Origin of the sequence: Streptomyces sp. NPDC059679, from assembly GCF_042734105.1 — a bacterium.
GTDB lineage: Bacteria > Actinomycetota > Actinomycetes > Streptomycetales > Streptomycetaceae > Streptomyces.
The window spans coordinates 1-13,266 of record NZ_JBHWES010000133.1 but is presented as its reverse complement, the minus strand read 5'-3'; the positions used below and the strand labels follow the sequence as shown (position 1 = coordinate 13,266).

Here is a 13,266-nt window from a genome sequence, read left to right as displayed (position 1 = left end):
CGGATCGCCGCCTCGACGGTGTGGGAGATCCTCAACGCGGCCGGCATCGACCCCGCGCCACGTCGCTCAGGCCCCACCTGGCGCGAGTTCCTGACCGCGCAGGCTGAGGGCATCATCGCGGCAGACTTCTTCCACATCGACACAGCCCTCGGCAGGCGGCTGTACGCGCTGGTGTTCCTCGAGCACGGCACCCGGCGGCTGCACATCACCGGGGTCACCGCCCGCCCGACCCGCGACTGGGCGGTGCAGCAAGCGCGGAATCTCACCGCCGACCCGGGCACACGCATCGAGACCCTGCGCTTCTTGTTACGCGACCGCGATGGCAAGTACGGCGAGGCCTTCGACGCCGTCTTCCAGGCCGAGGACATGGAGGTCCTCAACAGTGCGCCACAGGCTCCCCGCATGAATGCGCACTGCGAACGCATCATCGGCAGCATCCGGCGCGAAGCCCTCGACCACGTCCTCATCATGAACGAGGCCCACGCCCGCCACGTCCTCGCGGCCTACGAGCGGCACTACAACGAACACCGACCCCACCAGGCCCGCAACCAGCTACCACCCGACGCCCACGAACAACCCGCCGCGGCGCATGGCCTCAGCACCGGCAAAGTCCTGCGCACCCCGACCCTCGGCGGCCTCATCAACGAGTACAGATATGCAGCATGACATGCAGCGATGACTTTTCGAGCGGCACAGGATGATTTATCGGCACCCGCAGTGTCGAAAGAGCTCAGACAACTCTCGCGAGCCTCGCTGATCAGACCGGACTTCGAGAGCGCCAGCGCGAGTGGCGCTCGTGCGCTCCAGGCTTGCCAGTCAGTCGACCGGCGCGGATGACCTTTCCGGTATGTACAAGGGCGTGAGTCAGCCGAGGAGAAGATGCGCGACGTGCAGCGCGGCCAGGATGTATCCGTGTGTGCCGGCGCCGACGATCACGGCGTCGGCGACCGCCGAGATGTAGGAGTGGTGCCTGAATTCCTCGCGCTTATGGACGTTGGTGATGTGGAGTTCGATGGTCGGCAGAGCGGCGGCGGCGATCGCGTCTCGGAGTGCGACGGAGGTGTGTGTGAATGCGGCGGGGTTGATGACGATCGCGCCGCATTCGGTGCGCGCGGCATGAATCGCGTCGACCAGCACGCCTTCGTGGTTGCTCTGAACGAAGCGTGCGGTCAGGCCGTGTGCGGACAGAGTCTTGGCCACCGTCTCCTCGACCTCGCGCAGCGTGGTGGAACCGTACTTGTCGGGCTCGCGCACGCCGAGCAGATTGAGGTTGGGGCCGTTGAGGAACAGGATGGTCCGCCCGGGGGCGTTCTCGGTGGTGGCGTCGAACATGTGCAGCTCTTTCATCGGTGCGGGCATGCGGGTCGGGTGGGTAGGGGGATCCCGGTGCGTGAGCAGGAGCAGCCGTGACAGGTGGTGGGGACATCCGCTCGTGCCGGCCAGGCGGTCCGTGACGAACTCGAATGCCTTGCCTGTCCGAAACGCACACAGGCCCGGCTGCTCCGAGCGACCGCGGCCCGTGGCCTGCGCCCCCGGGCCGCACCGCGGTCCACACGGCCGCCCTCCTGCCCGGTGGTTGACCTGCGTCGCGCGCCGGCGATGTCCTTACCTGCGCTGACGAGGCCGACGCAGACACTTGCACGCTGTCCGGTTCCCCCGTCATGCTTCATCGATGTGTCCCGCTGAACGGAACATTCCTGACTCCGGTGTCGCGCGGGTAGCTGCCGTGCTCGGGGCTTTCGACGCGCTTCACGCCGAGCTGCGGGTGTCGGAGATCGCCCGCCGGGCCGGACTGCCGAAGTCCACGACCTCCCGCCTGGTGCGCGACCTCGTCGGATACGGGTTCCTGGAGCGTGACGAGAACGACGGCGCGCTCCTGCACATGGGAACGCGCCTGTTCGAGTACGGCGAGCTGGCGTCCCGGCACCGCAATCTGCGGGCGATCGCCCTGCCGTACATGGCCGATCTGCGCGAAGCGACCCGGCAGACGGTGCATCTGGCCGTGCTGGACGGCACCGAGGTGGTCTACGTCGAGATCCTGCGGAGCAAGGACGCCCCGAGGATGGGGTCGCGGGTGGGCGGCCGACTGCCCGCGCATGCCGCGGCCGTGGGCAAGGTACTGCTCGCCTTCGGTGAGGCGGAGACAGTCGACGCGGTCTGCGCTCATGGGCTTGCGCCGGTGGGCCCGCGCACCATCACCGCGCCCGGCCTGTTCCTGCGTGAGCTGGAACGGATCCGGGGAGCGGGAGTCGCGTACGAGAACGAGGAGACCGGCCCCGGGGTGGGGTGTGTCGCGACCGCGATCCTCGGGGCCGACAGCCGGCCCGTCGCGGCGATGTCCATCTCGGGCTGGAGCGGGAGGCTGAACCTGCGCCGGGTGGCTCCCGCCGTGCGCACGGCGGGGCTGGCCGTGAGCCGTGAGTTGCGGGGCCCGAGCCCCTCCATGAGCGAGAGCTGAACAGGCTCCCATGGGGTGTCCGCTGATGGCGTTCCCTTCGTAGCGTCCGGTCCGTGGGGCGTCACGTTACGGGAGGATTGTCCTCTCGGGATGAAGAGCGGGCAAGTCGGATGATCCGCTGAGCGGAACAAGTGTGCGTCGAAAAGGAATCGATCTTGATCCGCTCAGCGGATCACTTGGGTTGCCGGGTGAGACCCGCCGCAACATGCTGCCAGGGGACCGCCCATCATTTGAGGAAAGAGCCGCAGATGGACAAAGCCACGCACCTCGTGGTCGCCAAGGAACTGCTCGCCGCACGGCGCGCCCGCGAGCCGATCGACCCGGTCAGCCGGACCCGCCCCGGGCTTACCGTCGAGGACGCCTACGCGGTCCAGCTCGAGCAGGTGCGCACCTGGACCGAGGACGGGCAGCACGTCCAAGGACACAAGGTCGGGCTCACCTCGGCGGCCATGCAGCGCCAGCTCGGCGTCGACCAGCCCGACTACGGGCACCTGATGGAGTCCATGTTCCATCTGGAGGGCCTGCCGATCGGACTGGCCGAGTTCATCAGCCCCAAGGTCGAACCGGAGATCGCCTTCGTCCTCAAGCGGCCGCTGACCGGCCCGGGGGTGAACGCCGCGCACGCGCTGTCGGCGGTCGACTACGTTCTCCCAGCCCTGGAGATCATCGACTCCCGGATCCGGGACTGGAAGATCGGCTTGATCGACACGGTTGCGGACAACGCGTCGGCGGGCGGCGTGGTGCTCGGCAGCCGCCCCGTCCCTGTGGGAGCGGTCGATCTGCGGCTGTCCGGCTGCGTGCTGACCCGCCGCGGCGAGGTCGTCGGCACCGGAGCCGGCGGCGCCGTACTCGGCTCGCCGCTGAACGCCCTGGTGTGGCTGGCCAATACGGTGGGCCGACTCGGCGTCACCCTGGAGCCGGGCCATGTCATCCTGCCCGGCTCTGTCTGCGCCGCCGTGCCGGTGGCCGCCGGTGACTCCGTGACCGCGGCCTTCGGCGGGCTGGGCACCGTCACCGCGCGATTCGGTCACACCACCAAGCAGGGGGAGGACGCATGACCGCCACCGCCGCCATCGTCGGGCCGGGCAACATCGGCACGGACCTGATGGTCAAGTTGCTGCGCAACGAGCACATCGACGTCCGGTACATGGTCGGGGTCGACCCCGCCTCCGACGGCCTGGCCCGTGCCGGGAAGCTCGGCGTCGAAGCCAGCGCCGGAGGCGTGGACTGGCTGCTCAGCCGGCCGGAGCTGCCCGATCTGGTCTTCGAGGCCACATCCGCCAAGGCACATCTGGCCAACGCCGCCCGCTACGCCGAGGCCGGGATCACCGCCATCGACCTGACCCCCGCCGCGACCGGTCCCTTCGTCTGCCCGGTGGTCAACCTCACCGAGCACGGGGCGGCACCGAACGTCAACATGATCACCTGCGGCGGCCAGGCCACCATCCCCATCGTGGCCGCCGTCTCCCGAGTCGTGCCCGTGACGTATGCCGAGATCGTCGCCTCGATCGCCTCCCGCTCGGCCGGCCCCGGTACCCGCGCCAACATCGACGAGTTCACCGAGACCACCTCCCACGCGATCGAGACCGTCGGCGGCGCCGCACGCGGCAAGGCGATCATCATCCTCAACCCTGTCGATCCCCCGATGATCATGCGCGACACGGTGTACTGCGCCATCCCCGCCGACGCCGACCGCGAAGCCGTCACCGAGTCCATCCACCGGATGGTCGAGGAGGTACGGGTCTACGTACCCGGCTACCAGATGCGCTCCGAGCCGCAGTTCGACGACCCGCGCCCCGGATGGCAGGGGCAGGCCCGAGTCGCGGTCTTCCTCGAGGTCCGCGGCAACGGCGACTACCTGCCCCCGTGGGCAGGCAACCTCGACATCATGACCGCCGCCGCAGTCCGCGTCGGCGAAATAATCAGCCAGCGAGACAAGGCGGTGACCCGATGACCGCGGACCCCCGACCGGCCGTACGCATCACCGACACCACGTTGCGCGACGGCAGCCACGCCGTGGCCCACCAGTTCACCGTCGACCAGGTACGGGCCGTGACCCGCGCCCTGGACGACGCGGGCGTCACCGTCATCGAGGTCACCCACGGCGACGGCCTCGCCGGGTCCTCCTTCAACTACGGTTTCTCGCACACCGACGAGATCGAACTCGTCAAGGCGGCCGTCGCCGAAGCCCGCCGGGCCCGCATCGCCGTCCTGCTACTGCCCGGCCTCGGCACCGTCGACGACCTGCGCCGGGCCCACGACGCGGGCGCCAGGATCGTACGGGTGGCGACCCACTGCACCGAAGCGGACGTCTCGATCCAGCACTTCGGGGCCGCGCGCGAACTGGGCATGGAGACCGTCGGGTTCCTGATGCTCTCGCACCGGGTCGGTCCCGAGGCACTGGCGAAGCAGGCCAGGATCATGGCCGACGCGGGGTGCCAGTGCGTGTACGTCGTCGACTCCGCGGGCTGGCTGCTGCCCACCGACGTCACCGACCGCGTATCGGCGCTGGCCGCCGAGCTCGGCGACGACGCCCAGATCGGGTTCCACGGTCACCAGAACCTCTCGCTCGGCGTCGCGAACTCGCTCGCCGCGTACGAGGCGGGCGCCCGCCAGATCGACGGCAGCCTGTGCGCGCTGGGCGCGGGCGCCGGCAATTCGCCCACCGAACTCCTTGCCACCGTCTTCGAACGGATGCGGGTCCCGATCGGCCTCGACGTGGACGGCGTACTGCGCGCCGCGCACGAGGTGCTCACCCCGCTGATTCCCCGGCTGCCCATCGCGGACCGCCCAGCCATCGAGCAGGGCAGGCACGGCGTCTACTCCTCGTTCCTGCTGCACGCGCAGCGCGCCGCCGACCGTTACGGAGTACCCGCGCACGCCATCCTGCGCGCGGTCGGCGAGGCCGGGTACGTCGGCGGCCAGGAAGACATGATCATCGACGTGGCGATCGACCTCTCCACCCGCGCCACGACCTCGGAAGGCGTACCCGCATGAGCGACTGGACCATCGACCGCGCCGTCACGGAGCTGCTCGGCCGCGAGGCCGACCGCAGGGACGGCGGCCGGATCACCGACGAATGGCCCGGCCTCGACCTGCCGACGGCCTACCAGGTGCAGGACGCGCTGCTGCAGCGCAAGGTCGACTCCGGCGAGAAGGTCGTCGGCGTCAAGCTGGGCCTCACCTCGCGTGCCAAGCAGCAGCGGATGGGCATCGACTCCCCGCTCACCGCCTGGCTCACCGACGCGATGGTGCTCCCGGAGGGCGTCCCGGTGCCGATGGACGAACTCATCCACCCGCGCGTCGAGCCCGAGATCGTCTTCGTCATGGGGGAGCGGCTGGCCGGGCCCGGGGTCACCGCCGCGACCGCGCTCGCCGCCGTCCGCAGCGTGCACGCGGGCTTCGAGGTCATCGACAGCCGCTTCACCGACTTCAAGTTCGCCCTCCCCGACGTGGTCGCCGACAACGCCTCGTCCTCCCGCTTCGTCGTCAGCGGCACCAGCCTGCCGCCAGAGGGTCTCGACCTCGCGCTGGAGGGCTGCCTGCTCGGCATCAACGGCGAAATCACCGACTCCGCGACCGGCGCCGCCGTGCAGGGCCACCCCGCCGAGGCACTCGCGCTGGCGGCGAACTCCCTCGGCGAGCGCGGCATCGCCATCGAGCCCGGCTGGATCGTGCTCACCGGCGGCCTCACCGACGCCGTGTTCGTAGAGCCCGGGCGGGAGATCAGCGCCGAGTTCACCCACCTCGGCACCCTGCGAGTGGTCGGAGCCTGAATGCCACTCGTAGAGATCAGCATCGTCGCCGGACGCCCTCCTTCGATGGTCCGCGACCTCATCCACCAGGTGCACGCCGCCGTGCGGGACTCCCTGGACGCACCCGACGGGGCCATCCGGGTCCTCGTGCGCGAGATCCCGCCGGAGCACTGGGCGGCGGGCGACATCACCAAGGCCGAACAGGCCGAACAGGCCGAACAGGAGGCATCCCATGAGCGATGAGCGCCCCGAGAGCGTCGACGACTTCCGGGCGACGTACGAGCGGATGCTGGGCTTCGTCCCCCCACGCGTGGCCTCCCGTTTCGAGGCGTCAGAGAAGGACAACCCGGAACTGCTGTTGGCGCAGGAACGACTGCGCAACATGATCATGTATCCGGAGACGCTGGACCAGAAGACGGTCCAGCTGGTGCTCTTCGGCATCCTGCACGCCAAACTCAGCGACGCCGCCAAACTGCACGGCCTCGCCGCGCTACGGGCCGGTGCCAGCTGGGACGAGCTGCGCGCCGTCATCGATCTGGCGTTCCTGTTCACCGGGTTCTCCGCGATCAACCGCGGCCCCCAGGTGCTGGCCGACATCGCGGAGCTGGAGAAGAAAGCGAAGGAGAACGAGCGTGACTGAGCCGCTCTACGAACTGGCCCACCTCGGGCACGCCGAACTGCTGACCCCTGTGTACGACCGGAGCCTGGCCTTCTTCACCGAGGTCTACGGCCTCGACCTGGTGCACGAGTCCGGTGGCAGCGCCTATCTGCGCGCCTGGGGCGACCACGACCTGACAACCCTGAAACTGACCGCCGCCGACCGGGCCGGCCTCGGTCATGTCGCCTGGCGCGCAGTGAGCCCGCAGGCCCTGACCCGCCGGGTCGCCGTCCTGGAGGAACGCGGCGTCGAGGGGGAGTGGATCGACGGGGACTTCGGGCACGGGAAGGCGTACTCCTTCATCGCCCCGAGCGGCCAGCGCATGGAGCTCTACTTCGAGACCGAGAAGTACCGCGCCCCGGCGGGCAAGGCATCCTACCTGCCCAACCAGCCGCAGTCCTCCGTCACCAGGGGCGTGGGCGCGGCACGCATCGACCACATCAACGTCCTCGCGAACGACGTACCGGGCACGCGCGAGGTCATGTGCGAGGCCCTCGGCTTCAAGCTCCGCGAGCACCTGATCCCGCCCGGCCAGCCCGAGGTGGGCGCCTGGCTCAGCCTCATGAACAAGGCCCACGACCTCGCCATCACACGCGAACCGGTGCCCGGCGTCACCGGGCGGCTGCACCACCTCGCCTACGCCGTCGAGAACCGCGAGGACGTGCTCCGCGCCGCCGACATCTTCTGCGAACTGGGTGTCGAGATCGAGTTCGGCCCCGCCAAGCACTCCCGCACCCAGGGCTTCTTCCTCTACGTCCTGGAGCCCGGCGGCAACCGGATCGAGGTGTTCTCCGGCGGCTTCCACATCTTCGCCCCCGACTGGGAGCCGGTCACCTGGACCACCGAGGGCCAGGGTCGCTCCACCGCCTGGGGTCTGGAGGTGCCTGCGAGTTTCCACTCCCACGCCACCCCGGTCCTGCCATGAACCGGGAGCTGACCGCGAGTTTCGTGACCCTGTCCGGTGCGGGCTTCGCCCAGCCCGCCCGGGTGCCGTTCGCGGAACGCTGCCGCGCGGCCGCCGCCGCGGGTTTCACCGGCATCGGCCTGCACACCGACGACTACCGGCTGATGCGGGCCGACGGGGCGAGCGACGCGTCCCTGCGCGCAGTGCTCGGTACGCACGGACTCGCTCTGAACGAGATCGAGTTCCTGAGCGGCTGGGCCGCGGCCGGCGCCGGTGACGCCGACACTGTCGCCGCTGTCGGCGCGCTCGGCGAGGCGTTCCGGCCGCATCACGTCACAGCGGGCGAGTTCACCGCGGACGAGCTCGACATCGACGCCGCGGGCGCGCGGCTCCGTACGATCTGCGACGGCGTCGCCGCTTACGGGCTGCGCGTCGCGGTCGAGGCGTTCCCCTGGTCGGGCATGAAGGACCTGGCCACCGCCCGCGCGGTGGTGGAGGCCTCGGGCGCCGCCAACGCCGGGCTGATGATCGACGTCTGGCACTTCTACAACACCCGCTCCAGCCTGGCCGACCTCGACGGTCTGCCGCCCGACCGGATCGTGGCCGTCCAGCTCAACGACGGCTGCGTCGTGGACGGCGACTTCCTCACCGAGGCACGGCAGGGCCGGCTGCTGCCGGGCGACGGCGAGCTGGACATCGCGGGCCTGTTGCTGGGCCTGCACGAACGCGGCTTCCGCGGCCCGTACTGCGTCGAGGTCAACTACCCCGGCTACCGGGACCTCCCGGTCGAGGGGATGGCAGCCCATGCCTTCACAACGGCGTCCAAGGCCCTGGAGGCGCTTCCCGCACACTGAACCCGGCACGGCCACGATCGGCCCTGCGCACGGCCGAGTGAAGCCCCAGGTCGGTGACCCGGGGCTGTTCGTCCGTCCTCGCATCACGAATAAGGACGCTGGGTGATCTGCACGAGGCTCAGGACGTGGTCCAGGAGAGGAGGCGGCATTCGCGACGGGGGTCGTATACGACCCGGGGCCTGGTCGTCCAGGATCACCGTGGCGCGGTCCCGTGGCTCGCAGCGGGGCCGGTCGCGGCTGTCGGGGAGCCCGCGGGAGCGCCGGTGTGCAGGAAGGCGCCGCTCGGTGCAGCGTAGCGGTGACGGCGAGGTCGGCTGGGCTCATGGGTGTGGCGGGCGGCAGGCCGGCCAGGTTGTCGAAGGCGGGCGGGTCGAGCCGGTAGTTGACGGTCACCACGGCCGCGTCGCACACCTCGGGCAGCCATGCGCCGTCATAGAGACTGCCGCTGCCGTGCGGTAACGCGCCGCCGTAGAACCAGAACAGCACCGGCGTGGGCGCTGTCGGCTCCGCCGGGGCCCGGACCTTGAGGGTGAGGCAGTCCTCCTCGCCTTCGGCGTCCTGGCCGGCGGCGTGGAAGGCCGGGGGTGAGCTGGACCGCCTGGAGACCAAAGCGCGCGGCGTCCCCGACCGCTGTCCCGGGCCTGACAGGAGTCGGAGGCCGGAAGCTCAACTCCTCGATGGGCGGCGAGGCGTGGAGGATGCCCTTCCAGGAGCGACTCTGACGGGCCTCATCAGGGTCTCCACCTGCATCACCGGCACGGGCGCCCACCTCTTCGAGGCCGGGCAATGTGCTCACTTGTTCGTTAGGTCCAGCAGCGAGACACCTCCGACGCAAGAGGTGAAGTGTGACGAATAAATTTCGGCCGGATGTCTTGACGCTGGCCGGAAGCGACCCCATAGTCCTCTATTAACTTCCTAGTACGTTAATTGACTGCCATCCCCGTCAGTCATCCGGCAAGTCCGCTCGACACGGCATCCCCGTACGCGAGTTGTGACGTCGTCCGCCGCGATCGTCCCCCTGCCCCGCTCGCCCGGGCGTTCCCGCAACAGGAGCCCTCGCGGTACGCGAAGAGGAGCACACGTGACCGCTCGTTCGCTCGATAACGCCTCGGAATCGAAGACTCCACCCAGTGGGCACCGAAAAGCGGCCTTCGCCGCTTGGATCGGCAGCGCCCTGGAGTACTACGACTTCTTCATCTACGGCAGCGCCGCCGCGCTCGTCTTCCCCAGGGTCTTCTTCAACCCGGACGACCCGGCCACCGCGACGCTGATCTCGATGGCGACCTTCGGTGTGGCCTACGCGGCCCGCCCCATCGGCGCCGTCTTCCTCGGGCACTTCGGGGACCGGATCGGCCGCAGGAAGATCATGGTCTTCACCCTCTTCCTGATGGGCCTGTCGACCTTCCTGATCGGCTGCCTCCCCACCTACGGCCAGGTCGGCACGCTGGCCCCGGTCCTGCTCGTGGTGCTGCGCTTCCTCCAGGGGCTGTCCGCGGCTGGCGAGCAGTCCAGCGCCAGTTCCCTGACGCTGGAACACGCGCCGGAGAACCAACGCGGCTACTTCACCAGCTTCACCCTCAACGGGACTCAGTTCGGCCTGATCATCTCCACCCTGATCTTCATCCCGATCGCCTCCCTCCCGGAGAAGCAGTTGCTCACCTGGGGCTGGCGCGTCCCGTTCCTGCTGAGCGCGCTCGTGACCCTGACCGCGTACCTCATCCGGCGCACCCTGCAGGAGGCACCGGCCTTCGAGCAGATCTCAGAACACGCCGAGGTGGCCAAGCTGCCGGTGGTCGAACTCCTCCGGGGCCACTGGGCCGACATGCTGCGGGTGGCTTCGGCGGCGCTCATCGCGGCGGTGAGCACGATCGGCGCAGTCTGGGTGCTGTCCTACTCCACCGGCGCCGTCGGCCTCGACCGCACCACCATGCTGTGGGTCAACGTCGTCGCCAACCTGGTGGCCCTGATCGCGATCCCGCTGTGGGCCAAGCTCTCCGACCGCATCGGCCGCAAGCCCGTCTTCCTCATCGGTTCCGTCGGCAGCGCCGTCATGATCTTCGTCTACCTGGGGGCGGTGACCTCGAAGAGCTACCCGCTGATCTTCCTGGCCGGCGCCGCCACCATGGGCGTGGTGTACAGCGCCGCCAACGGCATCTGGCCCTCCCTCTACGCGGAGATGTTCAACACGCGGGTCCGCCTGTCCGGCATGGCCATCAGCACCCAGGTCGGCTTCGCCATCACGGGATTCGCCGTCACCTACGCGGCGGATCTCTCCGGCTCCGACGGCAAGAACTGGGTCGCCGTCGGGATCCTCACCGCCTCGATGTGCGCGGTCAGCTCCATCGCCGTGCTGACCGCCCGCGAGACCTACAACGTGCCCACCGCCGAGCTCGGCATGAAGCCGGGCACGCGCCAGGACCGGGCCGCCGAGCGCGAGTCGGCGGCAGCCTGACCCTGTCCCCGTCCCCGCCGCGCCTGCGGCCCTCCGCCTCCGCACGGACGGCCGCAGGCGCACCGACCTCCCATTGCCGGAAGGAACCCCGCGATCACTGTGACCCCCTCCACCGTGAGTTCCTCCTATCTGACAGGGCTGATCGGCGCCGGTATCGGCCCCTCGCTCAGCCCCGCCCTGCACGAACGGGAAGCGGACCGGCACGGCCTGCGCCTGCTCTACCGCACCATCGACATCGACGAACTGGCGCTGCCGGCCACGGCCGTGGGCGAACTGCTGAGGTCCGCCCGCACCCTGGGATTCGACGGCCTCAACATCACCCACCCCTGCAAACAACTCGTGATCGAGCACCTGGACGAACTCGCGCCCGAGGCGGCGGATATCGGCGCCGTCAACACCGTCGTCTTCCGGGCCGGGCGCGCCATCGGGCACAACACCGACGGCACCGGATTCGCCCAGTCCTTCGCGCGCGGACTGCCCGACGTACCGACCGGTTCGGTCGTACAGCTCGGGGCGGGCGGGGCCGGCGCCGCCGTCGCCCACGCGCTGCTCACCGTCGGCGCCGACCGGCTCGTCCTCGTGGACGCCGACCAGACCCGCGCGGTCGCCCTCGCCACCGCTCTCCACCGCACTTTCGGGCCCGGCCGGGCGAGTACCGCGCCGCTGCCGGACCTGGCGGCCCAGCTGGCCCGAGCCGACGGCCTGGTCCACGCCACCCCCACCGGGATGGCGGGCCACCCGGGGCTGCCGTTCCCCGCCGAACTGCTGCACCCACGGCTGTGGGTGGCCGAGGTCGTCTACCGCCCGCTGGAGACCGAACTGCTGCGCACGGCAAGGGCCCTCGGTTGCCGTACCCTCGACGGCGGCGGCATGGCCGTCTTCCAGGCCGCCGTTGCGTTCCGGCTGTTCACCGGCTGCGAGCCGCACATCGATCGTATGCTCGATGACCTCGCCGAACTCGTCGGCAGTCCTACCCGGTGAGGAACCTCATGCCAGCTTCAGTCCCCCCGCAGTCACCGACTCCGACAAAGGGACAACCGGCTGCCAGACGTACACGTGACGCCACACGGACCCGGGCCGAGATCCTAGAGGCCGCGACGGAGGAGTTCGCGCGCATCGGCTATTCCGGCGCCCGCATCGACGACATCGCCGATCGCACCCGGACCACGAAACGCATGATCTACTACTATTTCGGCAGCAAGGAGCAGCTGTTCACGGCCGTGCTGGAGCGGGCGTACGCCAGCATCCGGCACAGCGAACAGGAACTCGGCGTCGAACATCTCGACCCGGTGTCCGCGATCCGTCGCCTGGCCGGTCTCACCTTCGACCACCACGAGGCGCACCCGGACTTCATGCGCCTCGTCAGCATCGAGAACATCCACCAGGCCGAGCACATCGCCGCCTCACCGACGCTGCGTTCGCTCAACGCCCCGGTGATCGCCATCATCGACCGGATCCTCCGCGCGGGCCGCGAACAGGGAGTCTTCAACGCCCAGGTGGACGCCGTCGACCTGCACATGTTGATCAGCTCGTTCTGTTGCTTCCGGATCACGAACCGGCACACCTTCGGTGCCCTCTTCGGACGAGACCTCATCGCACCGGACCGCCGCGACCACTACCGGACTCTGCTGGGCGACATGGTCATCGCCTACCTCACGACCGGTGAACAAACCGCCGTCGGGTAGGGGCCCCACTGCCATGGTTGGCCACTCGTCCCTGCTCAGCACCGTCGGCTCGGCGTGCGCGGGTAACCACCGCACGGGCGAGGCTACGATGATGGGGCTATTTGAATCTCCCCACCTGCTGCTCAGCCGTGGGGCAAACCTGCTCTGGTGATCTCCCCACCCTTTGTGTGACCTTTTTCGGTCTTTTCGCGTGATGTTGCCCGGCGTCGAATGGGCCTGGGTGTGTCGTGGAGAGCCTGCGTGAGTTACCAGTTCGGCCTGGTCGGGGGCCTGAATGCTCACGCGGGAGGAAGACGTGGACGCTCACGCTCTGCGTCGCCAGGGATGGACGATCTCGGCGATCGCACGGCTGGAGGGTGTCTTTATTGCCGTATGGTGGTTGACTTGGGGCTTTGCGGTCGTGAAGGTGTCTTTATTGCCGTGTGGTGGTTGACCTGGGGTTTTTCGATCGCCGAAGTATGGGCATGATCGCTGATCGTGGGTCTGCGACTGCTCTACCT

15 protein-coding genes and 1 pseudogene are annotated in these 13,266 nt (G+C 69.3%); 13 read left to right on the top strand and 3 right to left on the bottom strand.

All coding sequences use genetic code 11. The annotated features are described in order from the left end of the window. Nucleotides 1-666 (top strand): integrase core domain-containing protein (locus ACFV2X_RS54365; RefSeq protein WP_385631457.1); only part of this gene is annotated, 666 nt, incomplete at its 5' end. 198 nt (nt 667-864) lie between these two features. Here ACFV2X_RS54365 and aroQ read toward each other — a convergent pair. Next, nucleotides 865-1,347 carry a type II 3-dehydroquinate dehydratase gene (gene aroQ, locus ACFV2X_RS54360; RefSeq protein ID WP_385631454.1) on the bottom strand — a complete coding sequence of 161 codons (483 nt, stop codon included), beginning with the start codon at nt 1,345-1,347 and terminating at the stop codon, nt 865-867. Nucleotides 1,348-1,672: 325 nt separating this feature from the next. On the opposite strand from aroQ, the gene ACFV2X_RS54355 reads away from it, so the two are divergent. The 9 genes from ACFV2X_RS54355 (at nt 1,673) to ACFV2X_RS54315 (ending at nt 8,629) form a co-directional block, all read left to right on the top strand. Further along, on the top strand, nt 1,673-2,458 hold the full coding sequence (locus tag ACFV2X_RS54355) for an IclR family transcriptional regulator (protein WP_089511991.1): 786 nt from the start codon (nt 1,673-1,675) through the stop codon (nt 2,456-2,458). Between the two features lie 248 nt (nt 2,459-2,706). Continuing rightward, nucleotides 2,707-3,516 (top strand): 2-keto-4-pentenoate hydratase, encoded by an 810-nt coding sequence (locus ACFV2X_RS54350; protein ID WP_385631452.1) that lies wholly within the window; start codon nt 2,707-2,709, stop codon nt 3,514-3,516. Beyond that, nucleotides 3,513-4,412, top strand: coding sequence for an acetaldehyde dehydrogenase (acetylating) (locus tag ACFV2X_RS54345; RefSeq protein ID WP_385631450.1), 900 nt, complete (start codon nt 3,513-3,515; stop codon nt 4,410-4,412). The genes ACFV2X_RS54350 and ACFV2X_RS54345 overlap by 4 nt, the downstream gene beginning before the upstream one ends. Further along, nucleotides 4,409-5,455 carry a 4-hydroxy-2-oxovalerate aldolase gene (gene dmpG / locus ACFV2X_RS54340; protein ID WP_385631448.1) on the top strand — a complete coding sequence of 349 codons (1,047 nt, stop codon included), beginning with the start codon at nt 4,409-4,411 and terminating at the stop codon, nt 5,453-5,455. The genes ACFV2X_RS54345 and dmpG overlap by 4 nt, the downstream gene beginning before the upstream one ends. Then, nucleotides 5,452-6,234 (top strand): 2-keto-4-pentenoate hydratase, encoded by a 783-nt coding sequence (locus ACFV2X_RS54335; protein WP_385631446.1) that lies wholly within the window; start codon nt 5,452-5,454, stop codon nt 6,232-6,234. Before dmpG ends, ACFV2X_RS54335 begins: the two co-directional genes overlap by 4 nt. Beyond that, nucleotides 6,235-6,456, top strand: a complete 222-nt coding sequence (locus tag ACFV2X_RS54330; protein ID WP_353595878.1) for a tautomerase family protein — start codon at nt 6,235-6,237, stop codon at nt 6,454-6,456. Next, entirely contained in the window at nt 6,446-6,853 is a 408-nt protein-coding gene (locus ACFV2X_RS54325; RefSeq protein WP_119101047.1) for a carboxymuconolactone decarboxylase family protein, read from the top strand. Before ACFV2X_RS54330 ends, ACFV2X_RS54325 begins: the two co-directional genes overlap by 11 nt. Next, nucleotides 6,846-7,796 (top strand): VOC family protein, encoded by a 951-nt coding sequence (locus ACFV2X_RS54320; protein ID WP_385631443.1) that lies wholly within the window; start codon nt 6,846-6,848, stop codon nt 7,794-7,796. The genes ACFV2X_RS54325 and ACFV2X_RS54320 overlap by 8 nt, the downstream gene beginning before the upstream one ends. Then, nucleotides 7,793-8,629, top strand: a complete 837-nt coding sequence (locus tag ACFV2X_RS54315; RefSeq protein WP_385631442.1) for a sugar phosphate isomerase/epimerase family protein — start codon at nt 7,793-7,795, stop codon at nt 8,627-8,629. Before ACFV2X_RS54320 ends, ACFV2X_RS54315 begins: the two co-directional genes overlap by 4 nt. 378 nt (nt 8,630-9,007) lie before the next feature. Here the strand turns inward: ACFV2X_RS54315 and ACFV2X_RS54310 are convergent. Continuing rightward, nucleotides 9,008-9,238: pseudogene (locus ACFV2X_RS54310) on the bottom strand (carboxylesterase family protein); the annotation flags it as partial. 472 nt (nt 9,239-9,710) lie between these two features. On the opposite strand from ACFV2X_RS54310, the gene ACFV2X_RS54305 reads away from it, so the two are divergent. The 3 genes from ACFV2X_RS54305 (at nt 9,711) to ACFV2X_RS54295 (ending at nt 12,766) form a co-directional block, all read left to right on the top strand. After that, on the top strand, nt 9,711-11,081 hold the full coding sequence (locus ACFV2X_RS54305; protein WP_385631439.1) for an MFS transporter: 1,371 nt from the start codon (nt 9,711-9,713) through the stop codon (nt 11,079-11,081). 99 nt (nt 11,082-11,180) lie between these two features. Beyond that, complete coding sequence (locus ACFV2X_RS54300) at nt 11,181-12,062, top strand: shikimate dehydrogenase (RefSeq protein WP_385631437.1); 882 nt, start codon at nt 11,181-11,183, stop codon at nt 12,060-12,062. Nucleotides 12,063-12,070: 8 nt separating this feature from the next. Beyond that, nucleotides 12,071-12,766: a TetR/AcrR family transcriptional regulator gene (locus ACFV2X_RS54295; protein WP_385631434.1), complete on the top strand. Its 696-nt coding sequence runs from the start codon at nt 12,071-12,073 to the stop codon at nt 12,764-12,766. 303 nt (nt 12,767-13,069) lie between these two features. Here the strand turns inward: ACFV2X_RS54295 and ACFV2X_RS54290 are convergent. Next, nucleotides 13,070-13,266 (bottom strand): hypothetical protein (locus ACFV2X_RS54290; RefSeq protein WP_385631432.1); only part of this gene is annotated, 197 nt, incomplete at its 5' end.

Coding starts and splice junctions, on each gene's coding strand:
- ACFV2X_RS54355 (WP_089511991.1), top strand. CDS start 1,673: ATGTGTCCCGCTGAACGGAACATTCCTGACTCCGGTGTCGCGCGGGTA.
- ACFV2X_RS54315 (WP_385631442.1), top strand. CDS start 7,793: ATGAACCGGGAGCTGACCGCGAGTTTCGTGACCCTGTCCGGTGCGGGC.
- ACFV2X_RS54325 (WP_119101047.1), top strand. CDS start 6,446: ATGAGCGATGAGCGCCCCGAGAGCGTCGACGACTTCCGGGCGACGTAC.
- ACFV2X_RS54345 (WP_385631450.1), top strand. CDS start 3,513: ATGACCGCCACCGCCGCCATCGTCGGGCCGGGCAACATCGGCACGGAC.
- ACFV2X_RS54295 (WP_385631434.1), top strand. CDS start 12,071: ATGCCAGCTTCAGTCCCCCCGCAGTCACCGACTCCGACAAAGGGACAA.
- ACFV2X_RS54335 (WP_385631446.1), top strand. CDS start 5,452: ATGAGCGACTGGACCATCGACCGCGCCGTCACGGAGCTGCTCGGCCGC.
- aroQ (WP_385631454.1), bottom strand. CDS start 1,347: ATGAAAGAGCTGCACATGTTCGACGCCACCACCGAGAACGCCCCCGGG.
- ACFV2X_RS54350 (WP_385631452.1), top strand. CDS start 2,707: ATGGACAAAGCCACGCACCTCGTGGTCGCCAAGGAACTGCTCGCCGCA.
- dmpG (WP_385631448.1), top strand. CDS start 4,409: ATGACCGCGGACCCCCGACCGGCCGTACGCATCACCGACACCACGTTG.
- ACFV2X_RS54330 (WP_353595878.1), top strand. CDS start 6,235: ATGCCACTCGTAGAGATCAGCATCGTCGCCGGACGCCCTCCTTCGATG.